The sequence below is a fragment of the Rathayibacter sp. VKM Ac-2857 genome (genome assembly GCF_013205025.1).
Lineage (GTDB): Bacteria > Actinomycetota > Actinomycetes > Actinomycetales > Microbacteriaceae > Rathayibacter.
This window is the reverse complement of sequence record NZ_JABMLE010000004.1, coordinates 376,945-397,038: the sequence shown is the minus strand read 5'-3', so window position 1 is coordinate 397,038 and position 20,094 is coordinate 376,945. Positions and strand designations below refer to the sequence as shown.

Sequence of the window (20,094 nt, the reverse complement as noted above, 5' to 3'; positions counted from 1 at the left end):
GCGCCGCCAGCGCGGACCTCGACCGGCACGAGCGGAGGATCGGCGGGCTGCGCGCGTGCACCGCACCCGGGGGGCCGGCGGACGGGGTCGCCTCTATGCTCGCAGGAGGAGGTGTCGATGATGATGCACCCGGTAGGAACACGAGTCTCCCCCGGCCCGGACGAGGCGCAGCTCCTCCCTCGCGGCGCCGCCGCCCGAGGCGCGCCCGACAGCGGTCGTCCGCTCACGACGTTCGCCGTCCGTCACCGCCGAGGACTCGACGTCGCCTTCCTCCTCGACAGCACGGACGGCGACTTCCAGATCGGCCTGGGCGCCGCCTCGGAGGACTTCCGGAGCGTCCTCACCCTCGGCGTGGACCAGGAGCACGGCCGTGCGCACGCGGTGTCGGAGTGGATCATCGACGGGAGGACCGTCCCCGTCCCGATCAGGATCCTGCACCGGTCCTCGACCGTGATCCTCGTCGAGGCCGCGCACCTCCCCCTCGAGCGTCGCCCCGCCTCGCTGAAGTGCTGGTCGTTCCTCCGCCGACAGGGCGTCGACCATCACGCGGAGGTCATCGACCGCGTCTCCCCGGCGCTGTCCGGACTGCCCCCGGTCGGCTTCGTGACCGACCCGAGGTCGTCCCCGGCCCGCTGACCGCGGCGCAGCGAACCCCGACACGCACGCGAGCTCCGGCACCGCCCGGCTCGGAGAGCAGCGGACGGACGGCACGAGGCCGTGTCCGACTCCTACCCCTCCTCAGGGGCTGTCGCTGCGATCGGGGCGCGGCCTCCGCGCCCGCCGTCAGGCGAAGTCGGCCGTGTCGCCGACGAGGCGCGTGTTCTCCGCGGGGATCGGCTCGACCGCGGCCAGGGCGACCTCGGCCGCGAACTCGCCCACGTTGTAGAGCTTGCCCGCCGACTCGCGACGCGAGCTGATCGCGCCCGGGTTCGAGCGCTCGAGCAGCGTCGCGGTGATGGTGCCCTCGATCATGTCGCCCGAGACGACGACGAACTCGACACCGCGCTCGGTCAGTGCCGGGATGCGCTCGCGCAGCGCGTCCTCGCCCGCACGCTTGGACAGCGCGACCGGCTCGTACTCCGGCATCGTCGGCGTGGTGCGGATGAAGTGCGCCTGGTGGCTGGTGACGAAGACGATGCGCGAGCCCTCGCCCAGCAGCGGCAGCGCCGCCTCCAGCGTGGCGACCTGCGAGTCGCGGTTGAGGACCATCGCGTAGTCCTCGCCCATGTTGCTCTCCATGCCGCCGGAGGCGTTCAGCACGAGCACGTCGAGCCCGCCGAGCTTCTCCTCGATCTCGGCGAAGAGGGCGGCACGCGAGGACGCGTCGGTGAGGTCGGCGCCCACGGCGAAGGCGGAGCCGCCCGCGGCGGTGATCTGGTCGACGAGCTTCGTCGCGCGCGGCGCCTTCGAGCGGTAGTTCACGACGACGCTCGCGCCGGCCTCGGCGAAGTAGCGGACGGTGTCGGCGCCGATGCCGCGGGAGGAGCCGGTGACGAGGACGCGCTTGCCGTCGAGCGAGCCGGGGGCGAGGGGGTTGGACACGGGGAGATCCTCCAGGACGCCGGCGGTGGAGCCGGATCGGGCACGAATGACGGGCCCACGGCCCGACGCAGGAGCCTACCAAGCCGCCGCCGCCGGCGTCGCTCACTCGCTGCGCGCCGGTCCCGCGCCTCCTCCCAGCCCCCTCGCGGGGGCCCTTGCTACCCTGAGGTCTCGTGCTCGTAAGGGGAAGGAGCACCGCATGGACGCAGTGACTCAGTACGCCTGGATCCTCTGGATCGCCCTCATCCTGATCTTCGTGATCGTCGAGATGATCACTCTCGAGTTCACCTTCCTGATGCTCGCGGTCGGCAGCATCGGCGGCCTCGCGACCGGCCTGGCCGGCGCCCCGTTCTGGGTGCAAGTCCCGGTCGCCGCGGTCCTCGCCGTGCTGCTGCTCTTCCTGGTCAGGCCCCCGCTGCTGCGGCTGCTCAAGCGCGGCGGCGACCCGACGCCGACCGGAGCCGACGCGCTGCTCGGCCTCGCCGGCAGCGTCGTGATCACGGGACCCGGCCCCGGCCAGGTGAAGCTCGTCAACGGCGAGACGTGGACGGCCAAGCTGTCCCCGCTCGTCGAAACCCGCCCGCTCGGTCTCGGCGAACGCGTCGTCGTCACCGCCATCGAGGGCGCGACGGCCGTCGTCGTCCCCGCCGAAAGGAGTTCGTCGTGAACACCGCAGCAATCGTGACGACGGTGATCATCGTGGTCATCGTCCTCTTCGCCCTGGTGGTGCTGTTCAAGGCCATCCGCATCGTCCCGCAGGCCACGGCCGGCGTGGTGGAGCGGCTGGGCAAGTACCACCGCACCCTCCTCCCGGGCCTCAACCTGGTGATCCCCTTCATCGACCGGGTCCGTCCGTCCGTCGACCTGCGCGAGCAGGTCGTCTCCTTCCCGCCGCAGCCCGTGATCACCGAGGACAACCTGGTCGTCTCGATCGACACGGTCGTCTACTTCCAGGTGACCGACGCGCGCGCCGCCACCTACGAGATCGCCAACTACCTCGGCGCGGTCGAGCAGCTCACCACCACCACGCTCCGCAACGTGGTCGGCGGGCTGAACCTCGAGGAGGCGCTGACCTCCCGCGACAACATCAACGGCCAGCTGCGCATCGTCCTCGACGAGGCCACCGGCAAGTGGGGCATCCGCGTCGGACGCGTCGAGCTCAAGGCGATCGACCCGCCGATCTCCATCCAGGACTCGATGGAGAAGCAGATGCGCGCCGAGCGAGACCGCCGCGCCGTCATCCTCACCGCCGAGGGCACGAAGCAGTCGCAGATCCTGAACGCGGAGGGTCACCGCCAGGCGGCGATCCTGGCCGCCGAGGGTGACGCGAAGGCCGCGGTCCTCCGGGCCGAGGGTGAGGCGAAGGCGATCACCACCGTCTTCTCCGCCATCCACGAGGGCCGCCCCGACAACGAGCTGCTCGCCTACGAGTACCTGCAGATGCTGCCGAAAATCGCCGAGGGCAGCGCGAACAAGCTCTGGATCGTGCCGAGCGAGCTCACCGAGGCGCTCAAGGGCATGGGCCAGGCGTTCGGCAAGAACTCGCCGACCCGCCCGGAGCGCGAGCAGGACGGCTCGGGCATGACTCCCCCGGCCCCGTCCTTCTGACGCTCCTCGGCCGGGGCTCCTCCGCCATGACGACTCCGCGGCCGCCGTTCCTCTCGGGACGGCGGCCGTTCGTCATCGCCCACCGCGGCTTCGCACCGGGCGCCGAGGGCAACACCCTCGAGTCGTTCGAGCGCGCCCTCGCCGCCGGAGCCGACCTCCTCGAGACGGACGTCCGGGCCTCGCTCGACGGTGTCGCGGTCCTCGTGCACGACGAGGAAGTCGTCGACGTCGCGGGCGTCCGCAACCGCATCGACCGGACGCGCTGGGAGGAGCTCGCCGAGTGCGTGCTGCCGTCCGGCGAGCGGCTCCTCTCCCTCGTCGAGGCCCTGCGGCGGCTGCCGGACGCGCGCTTCAACATCGACATCAAGGCGAAGGCAGCCGTCGTCCCCACGGTCGACGCGGTCCGTGCCGCCGGAGCGCGGGACCGCGTGCTGATCACCTCCTTCTCGGAGTCGCGCCGTCGCGCCGCCGTGCGCCACCTCCCCGGCGTGGCGACGTCGGCCTCGGCACCCCGGTTCGTGGCGGCCCTCGTCGGCGCCCATCTGAAGCAGCCGGCACTCGTCCGCCGAGCCCTCCGCGGCATCGACGCGCTGCAGGTCCCCGAGCGCGCAGCCGGTCTGCCGGTCACCGCGCCGCGGATCCTCGCCCGACTGCGGGTCACCGGAGTCGAGATCCACCTCTGGACGATCAATGATCCCGAGCGGATGCGGGCCCTGCTCGACCTCGGCGTCGACGGCCTCGTCACCGACCGGACCGACCTCGCCCGCCTCGCCGTGGACGACCCGGCAGGCCGCGCCGACGGCCCCTCGGAACGCGCCGGAAAAGGCCCGTTCACCTGACGATCCTCTGGCAAACGGGAGCCTCTCCGGACCACCCCCAGGTCCGCGGTCGACACTGGTCGGAGCACAGCGAGAGGAGACCACACAATGGCAGATCGAAGCTTGCGCGGGATGAGGCTCGGCTCACAGAGCCTGCAGAGCGAAGAAGGCGTCGTCTTCTCACCGCGATCGACGTTCACGTATCACTGCTCGGATTGCGGCCACGACACCGACATGGTGTTCTCGGCCGACGCCGAAGCGCCCGAGACCTGGGAGTGCCGCAACTGCGGCCACGAGGCCGTGCTGCTGGTGGATTCGAAGCCCGTCGTCGTCGACCGGGGCGAGCAGAAGGCACCGCGCACCCACTGGGACATGCTGCTGGAGCGCCGCACGCGTGCGGAGCTCGAGGAGCTGCTCGAGGAGCGCCTCGCCTACCTCCGCGCCCGTCGCGGAGAGCACAAGATCGGCGCGTAGCGCCCCAGGGTCCTGCTCGGCCGGCGTCCTCGCCGGCCGGCGGACCCTTCTTCGTACCCGGACGGAGTTCGCGCGTTAGCGCCGGCGACGCGGCTCGCGCGTCCGGAGCACGAACGAGACCAGCCCGATAAGGCTCGCGGCGAGGAAGTACCAGCCGAGGTTCCGCGCCCACACCAGCGCCGGAGTCGTCGTCGAGGCGAGCGGGACGTCGTCCACCATCGCCCCAGGCTCGAACCACTCCAGCGAGTCGATCGTCGAGCCGTCGGGCGCGATGATCGCGCTCGTGCCGACCGTCGAGATGTTGACCACGCTGCGGCCCGTCTCGATCGCCCGCAGCCGCGCGATCGCCAGTTGCTGGACGCTCTCGTCGGTCCGCCCGAAGTCGGCGTTGTTGGTCTGCGCGAGCACCAGCTGCGCCCCGCCGTCGACCATCGCGTTCGTCAGCGAGTCGTCCGAGATGTCGAAGCAGATCGCGATGCCCGCGAGGATCCCGTTGATGTCGAAGACGTTCGAGCGCGTCCCGATCGAGTAGTCGCGGCTGACCAGGTCCACCAGGTCGGGCGCGAACATCCGCCAGAACGCGCGGTCCGGCATGTACTCGGCGAACGGCACCGGGTGCACCTTGTCGTAGACCTGGGTCGCTCCCTCCCCCGCCTTCCAGAGCAGCGAGCTGTTGTAGAAGACGTCGTCGGAGGGGTTCGTGATCGTCCCGACGATGAAGGGCGCGTCCATCGTGCTGCTGAGGTAGTCGAGCACGGCCGCCGATTGCGCGTTGCGAGTTGGATCGATGTCGACGCCGTTCTCCGGCCAGACCACCATGTCGACGTCCTCGTCGATGATCGGCAGGGTCGCGGAGGTGTGGTCCTCGAGGATCTGCCCGCGGTAGCTCTGCGAGAACAGGCCTGCGTCGGAGTCGCCCTGCACCGCCGCGATGCGCGTCGTCCCCTCGGTCGGCGCGGGCCAGGCCGGGAAGACGAGTGCGACGATCGAGAAGCCGGCGACGACGGCCGCGCGGCCCGAGGCGGGCACCGACGTCGTCCGCACCGCCTGCGCCAGCGTCGCCGCGAGGAACGCGACCACGAAGCTCAGGCCCGAGAAGCCCACCCAGGCGGCGAGGTCGGCGAGCGACCCCGTCGACTGCGACAGCGCGAGCCGCCCCCAGGCGAACCCGCCGTAGGGCCATTGGATGGTGATCGTCTCGCGGCCCACCCAGAGTGCGGCGACCAGCGCGGGCAGCCCGATCATCCGGCCGAGCGGCCCCGTCCAGACCCGCTGACCCCGGGTCAGCAGCATCGCCGTCAGCCCGGAGGAGAGCGCGAAGAAGATCGCCTGCAGCCCGGCCAGCGCTGCCCACGGCACGAGGCCGAGGTAGAGCGTCAGCCACTCGATGTGCACGCCCCAGAAGACCGCACCGCCGACCAGGCCGACGAGCGCGCCGCTCCAGAAGCCGCGGCCGGCCAGCGCGAACAGGATCGCGGCGGTGCCGAGGATCGCGAGCGGCCAGACGTCGGAGTCGGGGAAGCCGCGGTCGAGGACCGCCCCGCCGAGGGCCGCGAGCGGGATCGCCAGCCACAGCGGTGCCGTGCGCCCGGTGGGCGCCGAGATCACTGACCTCATGCGACCGTCGAGTAGGCGACGATGCCGTGCCGGACGAGCTCGAGGGCCGCGCGGGCGGCGCGCCCGACCTTGCCCTCCGCCACCAGCGAGAGCTGGTCGAGCAGGTCGATGGTCTGCTTCGCCCAGCGGACGAAGTCGCCGGCGGCCATGTCGGACTCGCGGAGGACCGCGTCGAGCGGCATCCCGCGCGCCCACATGTTCATCGGCAGCGCGAGGCTGGTCGAGATCGGGTTGCTGCCCGGGAGCCGGTGGTCGCGCTCGACGTCGTCGAGCTTCGCCCAGAGCAGCTGCGTCTTCTCGAGGGCCTCGGGGAAGTGGCCGCGCGGCAGGAACTTCTCACCGAGCGTTCCCTCCTCGCGCCGGGGCTCGTAGATCAGGCAGCAGGCCATCGCGGCGAGACCGGCCGGGTCGAGCTCGGTCCAGGCCTGCTTGCGCAGGCACTCGGCCACCAGCAGGTCGCGTTCCCCGTAGATGCGCTTGAGGGTGCGGCCGTTCGGAGTGAGGGACAGCTCGCCGGCCTCGTCGCGCCGGAAGTAGCCGAGCTCCATCAGCACGTCGGTGATGCGGTCGAAGATGCGAGCGACCGCGCCGGTCCGCGAGCGGATCTGGCGCTCGATCTCGTCGGTCTCCTTGCGGAGCTTCCACCACCGCTCGGCCCAGCGGGCGTGCGTCTCGCGGTCGGAGCAGGCGTGGCAGGGGTGCGCCTTCATCCGCCGGCGCAGGTCGCTCAGCTGGCCCTGGCGCTTCTCCCGCTCGCTGTGGGAGGCCGACTCGCCGCGGACGGCGCCGCGGCGCTCCAGCTCGCCGATCTCGCGGCGGATCGCGGCGTACTGCCCGAAGTCGCCGAGGTGGCACTGCATCGCGGTGACGTAGCCCTCGAGCGAGGTCTCCTGCTGCCGGACCCGGCGGGCCAGGTCGACGACGGAGCGGTCGGCCTGGAACTGCGCGAAGGACGACTCGAGGATCTCGCGGGTGCGGGCCCGGCCGAACTGGTCGATCAGGTTCGCCGCCATGTTGTAGCTGGGGCGGAAGCTCGAGTTGAGAGGGTAGGTGCGGCGCGAGGCGAGCGAGGCGACGGCCTGCGGGTTCATCCCGCCGCGCCACTGGATCACCGAGTGGCCCTCGACGTCGATGCCGCGGCGGCCGGCGCGACCGGTCAGCTGGGTGTACTCGCCCGGGGTGATCGGCACGCGGGCCTCGCCGTTGAACTTCTCGAGCTTCTCGAGCACGACGGTGCGCGCGGGCATGTTGATGCCGAGCGCGAGCGTCTCGGTGGCGAAGACCACGCGCACCAGGCGGCGGAGGAAGAGCTCCTCGACGACCTCCTTGAACGCGGGCAGCATCCCGGCGTGGTGGGCGGCGACGCCGCGCTGCAGCCCGTCGAGCCACTCCCAGTATCCGAGGACGGCGAGGTCCTCATCGCGGATGGTCCGGCAGCGCTCCTCGACGATCGCGCGGATCTCGTCGCGCTCGTGCCGCTCGGTGAGCCGGACGCCGGAGCGGAGCACCTGGCGGACGGCCTGGTCGCAGCCGTTGCGGCTGAAGACGAAGAAGATGGCGGGCAGCAGGTTCTTGCCCCGCAGGATCTCGACCACCTCGGAGCGCGGGACGAGGTCCTCGGTCCGCGTCTCGTGGAAGCGACCGCCGCCGCCCCCGCGTCCGCGCCCGGAGCCACGACCGCCGCGCTCGACTCGGGTGCCGCCCTGCGCGAGGCGGGCGAGCTCGGGGTTGACCCGGTTGGTCGCGGCGCGTCCGGACGAGTCGAAGAGGTCGAGCAGCTTGCCGCCGACGAGGACGTGCTGGTCCAGCGGCACCGGCCGCTCCTCCGACACGATGACCTCGGTCTCGCCGCGGACGGTCTGCAGCCAGTCGCCGAACTCCTCGGCGTTGGAGACCGTCGCGCTGAGCGACACCAGCCGGACCGACTGCGGGAGGTGGATGATGACCTCCTCCCAGACCGCACCGCGGAAGCGGTCGGCGAGGTAGTGCACCTCGTCCATCACGACGTAGGCGAGGTCGCGGAGCAGATCGGAGTCCGCGTAGAGCATGTTCCGCAGCACCTCGGTCGTCATCACGACGATCCGGGCGCGGGCGTTGACGTTCGAGTCGCCGGTGAGCAGGCCGACCTCGGACGCTCCGTAGTCCTCGACGAACTCCTGGAACTTCTGGTTGCTGAGCGCCTTCATCGGCGTCGTGTAGAAGACCTTGGCGTTCGGGTCCTGCATCGCCAGGTGGATCGCGAACTCGGCGACGGCGGTCTTGCCGGCACCGGTCGGCGCGGCGACGAGGACGCTGCGGCCGTCGTCGAGCGCGCTGCACGCCTCGTACTGGAACGGATCGAGGTCGAACGCGAGGGTCGAGCGGAACGCCTCGACCCTCGCGTGGCCCTGTCGTGTGCGGAACGCCGCGAAGCGCTCGGCCGGTGTGGCCCCGGTCACGCCGGCAGGTCGGAGGGACTGCCGTCGAAGACGACCTGACGCTTGGCGGCGCGGCGGTCGTGCAGGAGCGCGATCCCGCACGCGGCGAAGAACAGGATCGTGATCGGGATCGCGAGCATGAACATCGAGATCGGGTCGGCGGCGGGCGTCGCGATCGCGGTGAAGAGGACGATGACCATGATCGCGATGCGCCACGACTTGATCATCAGCGAGCCCGGGAGGATGCCGACGAAGTTCAGCAGCACCAGGAACACCGGCAGCACGAACGCGACGCCGACGACCAGGACGAGCTTGAGCACGAAGTCGTAGTAGACCTTCGCGTCGAGGAAGCTCGCCGCGTCACCGCCGGTGAAGCTCGTGAGCAGCTCCACGATGTGCGGGAAGACGAACCAGCCGGAGAGGCAGCCCGCGAGGAACAGCGGGATGGCCGTCAGGATGAAGCCGACGCCGTAGCGGACCTCCTTGCCCGTCAGCCCGGGCACGAGGAACGCCCAGATCTGATAGAGCCAGATCGGGCTCGCGATCACGATGCCGATGGTCATCGCGATCTGCAGGCGGAGGTCGAAGGCTCCCGTGATGGTCGGGAAGTTGAGGACGGCCTCTTTGTTCTGGCTCGTCGCGACGACGCTGATCGGCGCCTTGAGGGCCTCGAAGACCCAGTCCGAGAGGAACCAGCCGGCGACGCAGGCGACGGCGATCGCGATCGCCGCGATGAAGAGCCGGTTGCGAAGCTCGATCAGGTGAGACCCGAGGGACATGCGTCCCTCGGGGTTCTTCCCCGATCGCTTCGTCCGTGGCTTCTTCGCTGCCACGGACGTCATTACTTGAGCGGGGACTCGGGCGGCAGCGTGGTGCCGGTGCCGGTGGTCGTGCCCGTCGAGCTCGCCGTGCCGGTCGAGTTCGTCGTGCCGGTGGCCGTGGTCGAGCCCGTCGCGTCGTTGCGCTCGGTCCCGTCCTCGTCCTTCATGGTCTTGACCTCGCTCTTGAAGATGCGCATCGACTGCCCGACGCTGCGCGCGAGCTGGGGAAGCTTGGGCGCACCGAAGAGGAGGAGGATGACGGCGAGGATGATGACGAGGTGCCACCCCTGGAGTCCAGCGAACATTGCAGTCTCACTTCACTTGTCGGTTGCGGTGTACCAGGAGCTTACCCCGTTCGATCCGGAGAGACCGGCGATCCTCGGTCCTCTCCCGGCGGGCGTCCCGACGGGACTCGTGGCCGCGGCGGACCTCGTCGCGATCGGCGAAGAGCGAGGACGGCGGCCGGGTGGACGCCTCGGCAGCCTCGGGCACCTGCAGCGCGTCGAGCTTCGTCGTGATCTCCTCCAGCTGGCCGAGCAGCAGCCGGCCCTTCCGCCAGTAGGAGAGCCCGAACAGCACGAGCACCGCGAGGGCGGCGATCGCGAGGGCGAGCCAGATCAGGATCCAGGACCACCAGGTCACGGGGTCTCCTCTCCGTTGGCCGTCAGAGCGGCTCGGGTCCACTCGGCGACGGCGGTGCGCGCCGCCTCCGGAGCGACGACGGTCACGAGTCCGGGCAGTGAGGCGACCAGGCGGGTGAGCCCGGCCAGGTGCGCCACGCGGATCCGGACGAGGACTCCCGCGCCCTCGTCTCCGGCGGGAACCGACGGGAACTCGGCGTCCGCGGCGTAGTCGCCCAGCAGCGGCACCGAGCCCGGCGCGACCCGCAGGTCGATCAGGAGGTCCGTGGCGGACGCCTCGAAGAGCCGGTCGGGCAGCGTGACCTCGTTCCGCCGGCGGACGATCGGCGTGCCGGTGTCGATGAGGGCGCGCATCCGGTCGACCCGGAAGGTGCGGACGCCCTCGCGCAGGTGGTCCCAGCCGCGCAGGTACCAGTCGCGGTCGACCGACTCCAGCAGGAACGGGTCGACGAGCCGCGACTCCGTCTCGCCGCGCGCGCTGCGGTAGTCGAAGGCGAGCTGCGTGCCGCTCGCGAGCGAGGTGCGGATCGTGGCGAGCGAGGCGTCGGCGCCGATGCCCCGGGCGACCGCGACGGCGGTCGGGGCCGAGGAGGCGCCGCGGGCGAGCTTGCCCATCAGCGAGGCGATGCGGTCGTTGCCCTGGTTCTCGGGCAGGGCGGCGAGGTACTGCATCCCGGCGATCAGTGCGGCGGCCTCGCGCGCCGAGAAGCGCGGCGAGTCGTCGATGGCGACCTGCTGGGTGAGGACGATCTGGTCGTTCTCCTCGAAGTCGTCCCAGCTGATGTCGAAGAGGTCGTTCGACTGGTACTGCGCGGTCTCGCCGGGGATGCCGGAGACCGCGATCAGGCGGACGGCCCGGCGGACCTCGTCCTCGGCGATCTCGAAGTGCGCGGCGACCTCGGCGACGCTCACGCGGCCTCGGTCCAGGAGGTACGGGACGAGCGAGAGCAGGACGGCCAGGCGGTCGCGGGCCTGGAGGGAGCGGGGCCTAGCCACGGGCGGCTCCCCCGTGCTCGCCGGCGGAGTGGTCGCCGGCGGAGTGGTCGCCGGCGGAGTGGTCGCCGGCGGAGTGGTCGCTGAGGGAGTGGTCGCTGAGGGAGCGGCGGAGGCGGTCGACGACCTTGCGGCGCAGCGTCTCCGGCTCGAGGACGACGACCTCGGGACCGTAGCCGGCGAGCTCGTCCGCGAGGACGTCGGCGTCGGTGAAGTGCAGGCGCAGCAGGTCCGCGCCCTCCCCTGCCGCCTCGGCCCGGACGCCGAGGCGGAGGGCGGCGTCGGAGTCGGGAGCGACCTGCAGCAGGGCGGTGCTGCGGGCGAGGATCTCGTCGAGCTGCGCCAGGGCCGTGGCGGCGTGATCGCCGGGCTCGGCGGGGGCGGTGCGGCCGGTGGTCGCGACGGGGCCGACGATGCGGGAGAGCAGGAAGGTGCGGGTGCCCTCGGCGGTCTCGTCCCAGCCGTGCAGGTGCCAGCGGCCCTGGTGGTTGACGAGCGCGCGCGGGCGCACGGTGCGCGTCCGCGGCTCGTCGCCGCCGGGCTTGAGGTAGGGGAAGCGGACGACCTGGCCGCGGTCGAGCGCGGCGTTGAGCGGCTCGAAGGAGGCCTCTCGCACCCGGATCGAGGGGCTGATGCCGATCACCGGGTCGACAGAGTCGACGCCGAGCGAGCGCAGCTTCATCAGGGCCCGCCGCGACTCGGCCGAGAGGGTGCCCTCTCGCCAGACCGCGCCGGCGAGCCGGAGCAGGGCCATCTCCTCCTGGTCGAAGGAGAGGTCGGCGGGGAGGTCGTAGCTGCGCTTCGCGATCCGGTAGCGGACCGTCTGGGTGTTGCCCGGGTCGCCGGGAGAGTCGACCGTCTCGATCGGGATGCCCAGCTCGCGCAGATCGTCCTTGTCGCGCTCGAACTGGCGCTCGAGCGAGGCGCGGTCGCCACGGTCGGACCGCTGCCGGTAGCCCTGCACCGTCGAGAGCACGTCGGCCTTCGTCAGCCCGTTCTCGGCGGCCACGAGGGCCAGCACCAGGTTGAACAGACGCTCCTCGGCCGGGATGCGGCTCGAGGTCGAAGCGTCGGCGGGCACGCCCTCCAGTCTAGGGCCGGGCCCCGCCGCCCCCGACGTGCCCCGAGTCGCCCCACGGACCGGCGCGGCGGCCACGGCACGATCATGCTGGTCGAGTAGCCCCGCAGGGGCGTATCGAGACCCCACAGCCCTCAGCCCTGACAGCGCCGGATCTCGATACGCCCGCTCCGCGGCCTACTCGATCAGCAAAGGAGAGGCACACCCCGACCATGCTGGTCGAGTAGCCCCGCAGGGGCGTATCGAGACCCCGCCCCGTCAGAAGGCCGCGCCTGCAGACCCGGCTCGGGGCAGAAGGTGATCTCGAGGCGCGCCCACAACGGGCTGCTCGATCAGCGAGGACGGAGCAGCGGACTCAGTCGATCGCGAGGACGTCGGCCACGAAGACGAGCGTGGAGTCGGCGGCGATCTGGCCACCCTGCGGCGGGGTGTCGCCGTAGCCGTCCTCGGGCGGGATGATCGCGATGACCTGGGAGCCGACCGGCTGGCCGATCAGGGCCTTGGCGAAGCCGGGGATGACGCCGCCCTGGCCCTCCGTCGCGACGAAGGTCGCCGGGGCGCCCTTCTGCCAGCTGGAGTCGAAGATCTTGCCGTCGGCCCAGAGCCAGCCGGTGTACTGGACGACGACGGTGTCGCCGTCCTCCACGACCGCGCCGTCGCCCTTCTTGAGCTGGGCGATCTCGAGCTTGGTGGGCGCGTCGCCCGAGGGCTTAGCGAGGCCGGGCACGCCGTCCGGGTCCAGCGTCACGGCCGGGAAGCCGTTCGGGACGGGCTGCGCCTCGCCGTTCGCGCGGGCGAGCGAGGCCTTCTCGATGTCGGCGACGAGCACTAGGGTGTCGTCGGGCGAGATGCCGAGCTGGGCGGAGGAGTCGCCGAAGCCGTCCTCCGGAGCGATCGCGATCGCGACGCGCGAGCCGACCTGGCTGCAGAGCAGACCCTGGTTGAGGCCGACGAGTCCTGCGCCGCCCACGGTGAAGGTGGCGGTGCTCGCTCCGTCGTAGGGCGAGGCCTCGAGGACCGAGCCGTCGGCGCCGTTCACCAGCGTGTAGTCGATCGTGACGAGCTGGCCCTTCTCGAGCGGGTCGCCCGAGCCCTCGATCAGCGTGCTGACCTGGGTGCCGTCCGCGTTCAGCGGCGAGGGCACCGTGACGTCGGGCTGCTCGCCGAAGTCGCCGGTCGCCTGGACGGCCGACGACGACGCGCCGGACGAGTAGGGGGCGTCGCAGTCGGCCGTCGACGAGGACGCGGTGCATCCCGTCAGAGCGGCGACGATGCCGATGCCGGCGATGAGCGCGGTGGTCCTGCGCACGGGTCCTCGTTTCACGAAGTGGGAGTGGTGGGGCCCGAGTGCGAGACGGTCGGGACGGCGGCTCGGCCCGGGGACCGGAAAGCCGGGATCAGCTTAGACGATGCCCTCGTCGTCGCCCGAGCCCTGCGCAGGAGCGACGTCGCCGTCACCGTCGGCCTCGCCGAAGCCCCGCGCCCGCGAGAGCTCGGCGCTGGTGGCCGACTCCCGTACCCGCTTGCGCAGGCTCTTCGGGCTGACGGCCCGCTCTCCCAGCGCACCGGGCGTCCAGGCCTCGACGTCCTCGTCGCTGAAGTCGGTCTTCGACGGGCGGCGCTTGAGCTCGGGCAGGACGGCACCCGGCGCGAGGCGGCGGGCGGTGATCAGGAAGCCGGTGTGGCCGATCATCCGGTGGTCCGGGCGCACGGCCAGACCCTCGACGTGCCAGCCGCGCACCATGGTCTCGTTCGAGGCCGGGTTGGTGAAGAGGCCCGAGGCGCGGATCGCCTCCGCGACGCGCGACAGCTGGGTGACGGTGGCGACGTAGCAGAGCAGCACCCCGCCGGGGGTGAGCGCGTCGGCGGCGACGTCGAGGCACTCCCACGGCGCGAGCATGTCGAGGACGACGCGGTCGGCCTCGCCCGGGGCGACGGCGCCGGGCAGCTCCTCGACGAGGTCGCCGACGGTGACGCTCCAGTTGTCGGGGGTGTAGCCGAGGAAGGTCTCGATGTTGGCGCGGGCCACGTCCGCGAACTCCTCGCGGCGCTCGAAGGAGGAGAGCCGGCCGCCCGGGCCGATCGCGCGCAGCAGCCAGAGCGAGAGCGCTCCGGAGCCGACGCCCGCCTCGACGACGCGGGCGCCGGGGAAGACGTCCGCGAGCGCGAGGATCTGCGCCGCGTCCTTCGGGTAGACGATCGCGGCTCCGCGCGGCATCGACATCACGAAGTCGGCGAGCAGCGGGCGGAGGGCGAGGTGCTCGACGCCGACGGTGTTGACGACGACGGAGCCGTCGGGCAGTCCGATGATCGTGTCGTGCTCGATCCCGCCGCGGTGGGTGTGGAAGACCTTGCCCGGGATCAGCGTGATGGTGTTCATCCGCCCCTTCGGCCCGGTCAGCTGCACGCGGTCGCCCGCGCGGAAGGGTCCGGAATGCTGCAGTGCCTCACCGGTCATCGGCGGGCCTCCGTCTCGGTCGTGAGCGCGCGGCTGCGGTGCTCGGAGGACACCAGCGCGAGGTCCGCGACGGTACGGCCCGCGAGGGTGGGCCAGAGGGAATAGGGGGCGTCGGGGTCGAGCTCGAGCTGATGCGGCACCCCGATCGCGGCGGCGCCCGAGGCGACCGCGGAGGCGAGGCCGGCGTGGGAGTCCTCGATGGCGACGCAGGCGAGCACCTCGACGCCGAGGGTGCGCGCGGCGAGGAGGTACGCCTCCGGGTGCGGCTTGCTCTGCTCGACCATGTCGCCGCTGACGACGGTCTCGAAGGCGGGGAACGGGAGGCGCTCGACGACGGCGTGCGCCATCCGGCCGATCGACATGGTGACGAGGGCCTGCGGCACACCGGCGTCGCGGACGGCGGAGAGCAGCTCGAGCGCGCCGGGGCGCCACGGGATGCTCTCGGCGAGCTGCGCGACGACCTCGTCGGTCATCCGGTCGATGATCGCCTCGACGGGCAGATCGACGCCCTTGCCCTGCAGGATGCGCGCGGAGGCGGGGAGGCCGGAGCCGACCAGGCTCATGGCGTCCTCGTGGGTCCAGACGCCGCCGAAGGAGGCGACCAGCGCGTGCTCCGACGCCATCCAGTAGGGCTCCGTGTCGACGAGCGTGCCGTCCATGTCCCAGAGGACCGCGGCGGGAGCGCCCTCCGGGAGCGGGGGCTGCGGCCGGGACACGGGGAGGGAGGTGTCGGAAGTCACGAGCGACCATCGTACCGGCAGCCCCGATCGGGCCGACCGTACGCGGACAGCGGAAAGACGCGGGCCGGACGGAGGGGTCCGGAGGCGGGTCCTATCCTGGACGAACGGGTTCAGCGCAGGCAGCGCTCCCCGGTCATCGAGCCGAACACGGAGACCTCGCCTATGAACGTGATCAAGGGGAACGTCCTGGTCGTGGCCTTCGAGGGCTGGAACGACGCGGGCGACGCGGCCAGCGGCGCGGTGCGCCTGGTGAAGGACGCCGGCGAGTTCGTGCCCCTCTTCTCGGTCGACGCCGAGCAGTACTACGACTTCCAGTACACCCGCCCGATGCTCTCGATCGGCGAGGACGGGCGCCGCAGCCTCTCCTGGCCCGGCACCCAGATCTTCGGCCCGGCGGACACCTCCGTGGACGCGGAGAGCGCCCTCTACGTGATGATCGGCACCGAGCCCTCGCGCAGCTGGAAGAGCTTCGCCTCGGAGGTCGTCGACGCCATGCTCGCGATCGACATCTCGGCGGTCGTCTTCCTCGGCGCGATGCTCGCCGACGTGCCGCACACCCGGCCGATCTCGCTCTTCGCCTCGAGCGAGAACGCGGAGATGCGCGCCGAGTTCGAGCTGGAGCGCTCCACCTACGAGGGTCCCGTCGGCATCCTCAGCGTCATCGGCGAAGCGGCGCAGAAGGTCGGGATCCCCGCGGTCTCGCTCTGGGCCTCCGTGCCGCACTACGTCCACAACGCGCCGTCGCCCAAGGCGATGCTCGCGCTGCTCGAGAAGCTCGAGGAGGTCGTCGGACTGGCGATCCCCCGCGGCGACCTGGTCGAGGAGGCCGGCGAGTGGGAGCGCGGCATCGACGCCCTCGCCCTCGACGACGAGGAGATGGCGGCCTACATCGCCCAGCTCGAGCAGGCGCGCGACACCGTCGACTCCCCCGAGGCCAGCGGCGAGGCCATCGCCCAGGAGTTCGAGCGCTACCTCCGCCGCCGCGGCGACGGCCGCTCCGGCGAGGAGCCCTGGCGCCCGTAGCGATGCGGCCCGGGTCTCGATGCGCCGCGTACCGCGGCCATGCTGATCGAGTAGCCCGCGCAGCGGGCGTATCGAGATCCACCGTCCGCCGGAGGCCGGGTCTCGATACGCCGCCTGCGGCGGCTACTCGACCAGCATGGACGGCAGTCCGGCCCGCGAAGCGGTCCTCCGCATGCTGACCGAGCGGTCCGCACAGCGGTCCTTTGCATGCTGACCGAGTAGCCCAGGCAGCGTGCCCGCTTCATGCTGATCGAGTAGCCCGCGCAGCGTGGCCGCTTCATGCTGATCGAGTAGCCCGCGCAGCGGGCGTATCGAGATCCGCCGTCGTCCACAGGCGGAGTGCAGGCTTCAGCCCAGGCGGATGCCGAGCAGCGCGTCGATCGCGTCGCGGAGGAGCGCGGGGTCGTCGACGCCGGCGGCCGTCGCGGAGTCCAGCACACCGAGGGCGCCCGGAGTGTCCAGGTCGACCGCGAGCACGGCGCGCACACGCTCGAGCACGTCGGCCGCCGACGCCGGCCCGCTCGCGGCGAGCGAGGCCTCCCACCGCGCGAGGCGGGCCTCGGCGGCCGGCAGGTCCTCGGGCAGCCACTCCCAGTCGGAGCGGTAGTGGTGCGCCAGCAGCGCCAGGCGGATCGCGCGCGGGTCCGTCCCCTGCGCCCGCAGCCGCGAGACGAGGACGAGGTTGCCGAGCGACTTGCTCATCTTCTCGCCCTGGTAGGCGACCATGCCGGCGTGCGCGTAGGCGCGCGCGAGCGCGCGGCCCGACAGCGAGGCGGCGTGCGCGGCGCTGAACTCGTGGTGCGGGAAGACGAGGTCGCTCCCCCCGCCCTGCAAGGTGAACTCCGGCCCGAGGCGGTCGAGCGCGATCACCGAGCACTCGATGTGCCAGCCCGGGCGGCCCCGGCCAACGGCCGCGTCCCAGGCGGGCTCGCCGGCGCGCTCGGCGCGCCAGAGCAGCGGATCGAGCGGGTCGCGCTTGCCGGCGCGGTCGGGGTCTCCCCCGCGCTGCGCGAAGAGGTCGGCCATCGTCGCGGCGTCGAGGTTGCTCTCGCTGCCGAGGCGCCAGACGTCGCTCTCGCCGCCCGCGATGTCGTAGTAGAGGTCCGCAGCACCCTCAGCCGCAGCCTCGGGGGCGTCGACGCGGTACGCGATGCCGGCGCTCTCGAGGCGGGCGACCGCCTCCGCGATCGGCTCGATCGTCTCGGTGACGCCGTCGTAGTGGTCGGGCGGCAGGATCCGCAGCGCCGCCATGTCGCCGCGGAACAGCTCGACCTGCTCCTCGGCGAGGTCGCGCCAGTCGACCCCGTCGCGAGCGGCGCGCTCGAGGAGCGGGTCGTCGACGTCGGTCACGTTCTGCGCGTAGAGCACCGCGTACCCCGCGTCGCGCCAGAGCCGCTGCACGGTGTCGAAGGCGAGATACGTCGACGCGTGGCCGAGGTGCGTCGCGTCGTAGGGCGTGATGCCGCAGACGTAGAGGCGGGCGGTGCCGTCCTCCGCGACGAGTTCGACGGGCGCTCCCGTCGCGGTGTCGTGCACGGCGGGCACGGGTCCGCGGCCGGGCAGGGCCGGGACGACCGGGGCGATCCAGGTGCGCATCTAGGCGGCGAGGAGGCCCGTGCTCAGCGCGACCATGAGGACGACGCCGAGGACGATGCGGTAGATCACGAACGGCAGGAAGCTGCGGCGCGAGATGTAGCTCATGAAGAAGGCGATCACGACGAAGCCGACCACGAAGGCCACGATCGTCGCGATCAGCGTCTCCAGCCCGCCGACCTGGATCTGGTTGGGCAGGATCTCCGGGTCGCTGATGCTCTTGTACAGCTGGTACAGCCCGCTGCCGAAGACGGCAGGGATCGCCAGGAGGAACGAGTACCGCGCGGCCGCCTTGCGCTCGTAGCCCATGAAGAGACCGGCCGTGATGGTGCCGCCGGAGCGCGAGACACCGGGGACGAGGGCGAGCGCCTGCGCGCCACCGAAGATGAGGCCGTCGCGGACGTTCAGGTCGCGCAGGCGGCGCTTCTTCGCGCCCACGGCGTCGGCGATGCCGAGCAGGATGCCGAAGACGATCAGCGTGGTGGCGACGACCCAGAGCGAGCGGAGAGTGGTCTCGATCTGATCCTGGAAGAGCAGGCCGAGCACGATGATCGGGAGGCTGCCGACGATGATCAGCCAGCCCATCCGGGCGTTCGCGTCGGTGCGCGGGACCTTGCCGACCAGCGACCGGCACCAGTTCGACACGATCTTCACGATGTCGCGCCAGAAGTAGATGATGACCGCGGTCTCGGTGCCCAGCTGCGTGATGGCGGTGAACGCCGCGCCGGTGTCCTTGCCGTCCAGTCCGGGGAGCAGCTCGCTCACGATCCGGAGGTGGGCGCTGGAGGAGATGGGGAGGAATTCCGTCAGACCCTGGACGAGTCCGAGGATCAGCGCTTCGAGCAGGCCCATGCGTCACTTTCGAGGAGGGCTGGGGCGTCGTCGGCCAGCAGGCGGTCGGTGGTGGTCGTCGATCTGACCATCAGGATCGCAGGAGGAGATCGGTCAGGACCTTCCTGCCAAACACTAGTGCGTCGAGCGGAACCCGCTCATCGACCCCGTGGAACAGCGCCGGGAAGTCGAGCGAGCCCGGCAGCTGCAACGGCGCGAAGCCGTAGCCGGTGATGCCGATCGTCGAGAGAGCCTTGTTGTCGGTGCCCCCGGACAGGAGGTACGGCAGCACCTCCGCCTCGGGGTCGAAGCGGCGGAGGGAGGCCGCCATGCTCTCCACGAGCGGTCCGGCGAAGGGCACCTCGAGTCCGATGTCGCGGTGCTGCACGAGGATCTCGACGTGCTCGCCCGCGAGGACCTTCAGGCGCTCGAGGACCGCGTCCTCCTCGCCGGGGAGCACGCGGACGTCGATGGTCGCCTCCGCGGTGTCCGGGATGACGTTGGCCTTGTAGCCGGCGGAGAGCATCGACGGGTTCGCGGTGGTGCGAAGCGTCGCCGCGATGAAGCGCGAGGCGGTGCCGGTCGCGAGCGCGAGCTCCTCCGGGGTGCTGCGCTGCGGGTCGTGGCCGAGGATGCGGGCGACCTCGCCGAGCAGCTCGCGGGTGGTGTCGGTGAGGCGGGTGGGCCACTCCTCGCTGCCGATGCGGGCGATGGCCTGGGCGAGGCGGGTGACGGCGTTCTCGCCGTTGATCTGCGAGCCGTGCCCGGCCGTACCGCGCGCGCGCAGCGTCAGCCAGAGCAGGGCCTTCTCGCCGGTCTGCACGAGGTAGGCGCGCTTGCCGCCGAGCTCGATCGAGTAGCCGCCGACCTCGCTGATCGCCTCGGTCGCGCCGGCGAACAGCTCGGGCCGGGTCTTGACGAGGTGGCCGGAGCCGCGGACGCCGCCCGCCTCCTCGTCGGCGAAGAAGGCGATGACGAGGTCGCGCGAGGGCTTCCTATTGCTGCCGAGGATGTCGCCGAGGGAGGCGAGGATCATCGCGTCCATGTTCTTCATGTCGACCGCGCCGCGGCCCCAGAGCATGCCGTCCTTGATGACGCCGCCGAAGGGATCGACGCTCCAGTTGTCCGCGATCGCCGGGACCACGTCGAGGTGCCCGTGCACGACGAGGGCGCCGCGCTCGCGATCCTCCCCCGCCACCCGGGCGACGACGCTGGTGCGGCCGGGATCGGAGTCGATCAGCTCGGGCTCGAGGCCGAGGTCGCGCAGGCGGGCGGCGACGTACTCGGCGGCCTCGCGCTCGGGCTCGGCCTTGCCGTCGCCGTAGTTGCTGGTGTCGAACCGGATGAGGTCCCGCGCGATGATCGCGGTCTCGTCGAGATCCGACTCGGAGGGGGCGGCGGCGCTGTCGGAGGACGTCATGCCCCCACGCTAGCGGGCGG

General features: G+C 71.7%; 20 protein-coding genes. 6 read left to right on the top strand and 14 right to left on the bottom strand.

All coding sequences use genetic code 11. The features are described 5' to 3' along the window. Positions 1-117: 117 nt before the first annotated feature. Positions 118-636 (top strand): hypothetical protein, encoded by a 519-nt coding sequence (locus tag HQQ86_RS18685; RefSeq protein ID WP_173289885.1) that lies wholly within the window; start codon positions 118-120, stop codon positions 634-636. Positions 637-783: 147 nt separating this feature from the next. On the opposite strand, the gene HQQ86_RS18680 is transcribed toward HQQ86_RS18685, so the two are convergent. Then, entirely contained in the window at positions 784-1,542 is a 759-nt protein-coding gene (locus HQQ86_RS18680; protein ID WP_173289884.1) for an SDR family oxidoreductase, read from the bottom strand. Between the two features lie 199 nt (positions 1,543-1,741). Here HQQ86_RS18680 and HQQ86_RS18675 point away from each other — a divergent pair, with 199 nt between their 5' ends. From HQQ86_RS18675 to HQQ86_RS18660, 4 genes are all read left to right on the top strand, one after another. Next, positions 1,742-2,209: an NfeD family protein gene (locus tag HQQ86_RS18675; protein WP_173289882.1), complete on the top strand. Its 468-nt coding sequence runs from the start codon at positions 1,742-1,744 to the stop codon at positions 2,207-2,209. Then, positions 2,206-3,150, top strand: coding sequence for an SPFH domain-containing protein (locus tag HQQ86_RS18670; RefSeq protein WP_173289880.1), 945 nt, complete (start codon positions 2,206-2,208; stop codon positions 3,148-3,150). Before HQQ86_RS18675 ends, HQQ86_RS18670 begins: the two co-directional genes overlap by 4 nt. A gap of 26 nt (positions 3,151-3,176) precedes the next feature. Beyond that, on the top strand, positions 3,177-3,989 hold the full coding sequence (locus tag HQQ86_RS18665) for a glycerophosphodiester phosphodiesterase family protein (RefSeq protein WP_173289879.1): 813 nt from the start codon (positions 3,177-3,179) through the stop codon (positions 3,987-3,989). Between the two features lie 87 nt (positions 3,990-4,076). After that, positions 4,077-4,442: an RNA polymerase-binding protein RbpA gene (locus tag HQQ86_RS18660; RefSeq protein ID WP_123446336.1), complete on the top strand. Its 366-nt coding sequence runs from the start codon at positions 4,077-4,079 to the stop codon at positions 4,440-4,442. A gap of 75 nt (positions 4,443-4,517) precedes the next feature. Here the strand turns inward: HQQ86_RS18660 and lnt are convergent, their stop codons facing one another. From lnt to HQQ86_RS18610, 10 genes are all read right to left on the bottom strand, one after another. Next, complete coding sequence (gene lnt / locus HQQ86_RS18655) at positions 4,518-6,059, bottom strand: apolipoprotein N-acyltransferase (RefSeq protein WP_173289877.1); 1,542 nt, start codon at positions 6,057-6,059, stop codon at positions 4,518-4,520. Further along, a complete protein-coding gene (locus HQQ86_RS18650) occupies positions 6,056-8,497 on the bottom strand; it encodes a DEAD/DEAH box helicase (protein ID WP_173289875.1) in 2,442 nt (813 codons plus the stop codon). The genes lnt and HQQ86_RS18650 overlap by 4 nt, the downstream gene beginning before the upstream one ends. Next, positions 8,494-9,255 (bottom strand): twin-arginine translocase subunit TatC, encoded by a 762-nt coding sequence (tatC, locus tag HQQ86_RS18645; protein WP_173289873.1) that lies wholly within the window; start codon positions 9,253-9,255, stop codon positions 8,494-8,496. Before tatC ends, HQQ86_RS18650 begins: the two co-directional genes overlap by 4 nt. A gap of 62 nt (positions 9,256-9,317) precedes the next feature. Beyond that, on the bottom strand, positions 9,318-9,602 hold the full coding sequence (gene tatA / locus HQQ86_RS18640) for a Sec-independent protein translocase subunit TatA (protein WP_173289871.1): 285 nt from the start codon (positions 9,600-9,602) through the stop codon (positions 9,318-9,320). 7 nt (positions 9,603-9,609) lie between these two features. After that, entirely contained in the window at positions 9,610-9,939 is a 330-nt protein-coding gene (locus tag HQQ86_RS18635; RefSeq protein ID WP_173289869.1) for a hypothetical protein, read from the bottom strand. Then, positions 9,936-10,934 (bottom strand): WYL domain-containing protein, encoded by a 999-nt coding sequence (locus HQQ86_RS18630; RefSeq protein WP_173289867.1) that lies wholly within the window; start codon positions 10,932-10,934, stop codon positions 9,936-9,938. Before HQQ86_RS18630 ends, HQQ86_RS18635 begins: the two co-directional genes overlap by 4 nt. After that, positions 10,927-12,012, bottom strand: coding sequence for a WYL domain-containing protein (locus HQQ86_RS18625; protein WP_173289864.1), 1,086 nt, complete (start codon positions 12,010-12,012; stop codon positions 10,927-10,929). The genes HQQ86_RS18630 and HQQ86_RS18625 overlap by 8 nt, the downstream gene beginning before the upstream one ends. A gap of 352 nt (positions 12,013-12,364) precedes the next feature. After that, positions 12,365-13,318, bottom strand: coding sequence for an FKBP-type peptidyl-prolyl cis-trans isomerase (locus tag HQQ86_RS18620; protein WP_173289862.1), 954 nt, complete (start codon positions 13,316-13,318; stop codon positions 12,365-12,367). Positions 13,319-13,411: 93 nt separating this feature from the next. Continuing rightward, positions 13,412-14,467 carry a tRNA (adenine-N1)-methyltransferase gene (locus HQQ86_RS18615; protein WP_173289860.1) on the bottom strand — a complete coding sequence of 352 codons (1,056 nt, stop codon included), beginning with the start codon at positions 14,465-14,467 and terminating at the stop codon, positions 13,412-13,414. Beyond that, complete coding sequence (locus HQQ86_RS18610) at positions 14,464-15,207, bottom strand: HAD family hydrolase (RefSeq protein WP_367948725.1); 744 nt, start codon at positions 15,205-15,207, stop codon at positions 14,464-14,466. Before HQQ86_RS18610 ends, HQQ86_RS18615 begins: the two co-directional genes overlap by 4 nt. A gap of 162 nt (positions 15,208-15,369) precedes the next feature. Between HQQ86_RS18610 and HQQ86_RS18605 the strand changes: the two genes are divergently transcribed. After that, on the top strand, positions 15,370-16,230 hold the full coding sequence (locus HQQ86_RS18605; RefSeq protein ID WP_173289858.1) for a proteasome assembly chaperone family protein: 861 nt from the start codon (positions 15,370-15,372) through the stop codon (positions 16,228-16,230). 348 nt (positions 16,231-16,578) lie between these two features. On the opposite strand, the gene mshC is transcribed toward HQQ86_RS18605, so the two are convergent. The 3 genes from mshC to HQQ86_RS18590 form a co-directional block, all read right to left on the bottom strand. Then, entirely contained in the window at positions 16,579-17,826 is a 1,248-nt protein-coding gene (gene mshC, locus HQQ86_RS18600) for a cysteine--1-D-myo-inosityl 2-amino-2-deoxy-alpha-D-glucopyranoside ligase (protein WP_173289856.1), read from the bottom strand. Then, positions 17,827-18,675, bottom strand: a complete 849-nt coding sequence (locus HQQ86_RS18595; RefSeq protein ID WP_173289854.1) for an undecaprenyl-diphosphate phosphatase — start codon at positions 18,673-18,675, stop codon at positions 17,827-17,829. A 70-nt stretch (positions 18,676-18,745) separates the two neighbouring features. Further along, complete coding sequence (locus tag HQQ86_RS18590) at positions 18,746-20,074, bottom strand: M20/M25/M40 family metallo-hydrolase (RefSeq protein ID WP_173289852.1); 1,329 nt, start codon at positions 20,072-20,074, stop codon at positions 18,746-18,748. Positions 20,075-20,094: the final 20 nt, after the last annotated feature.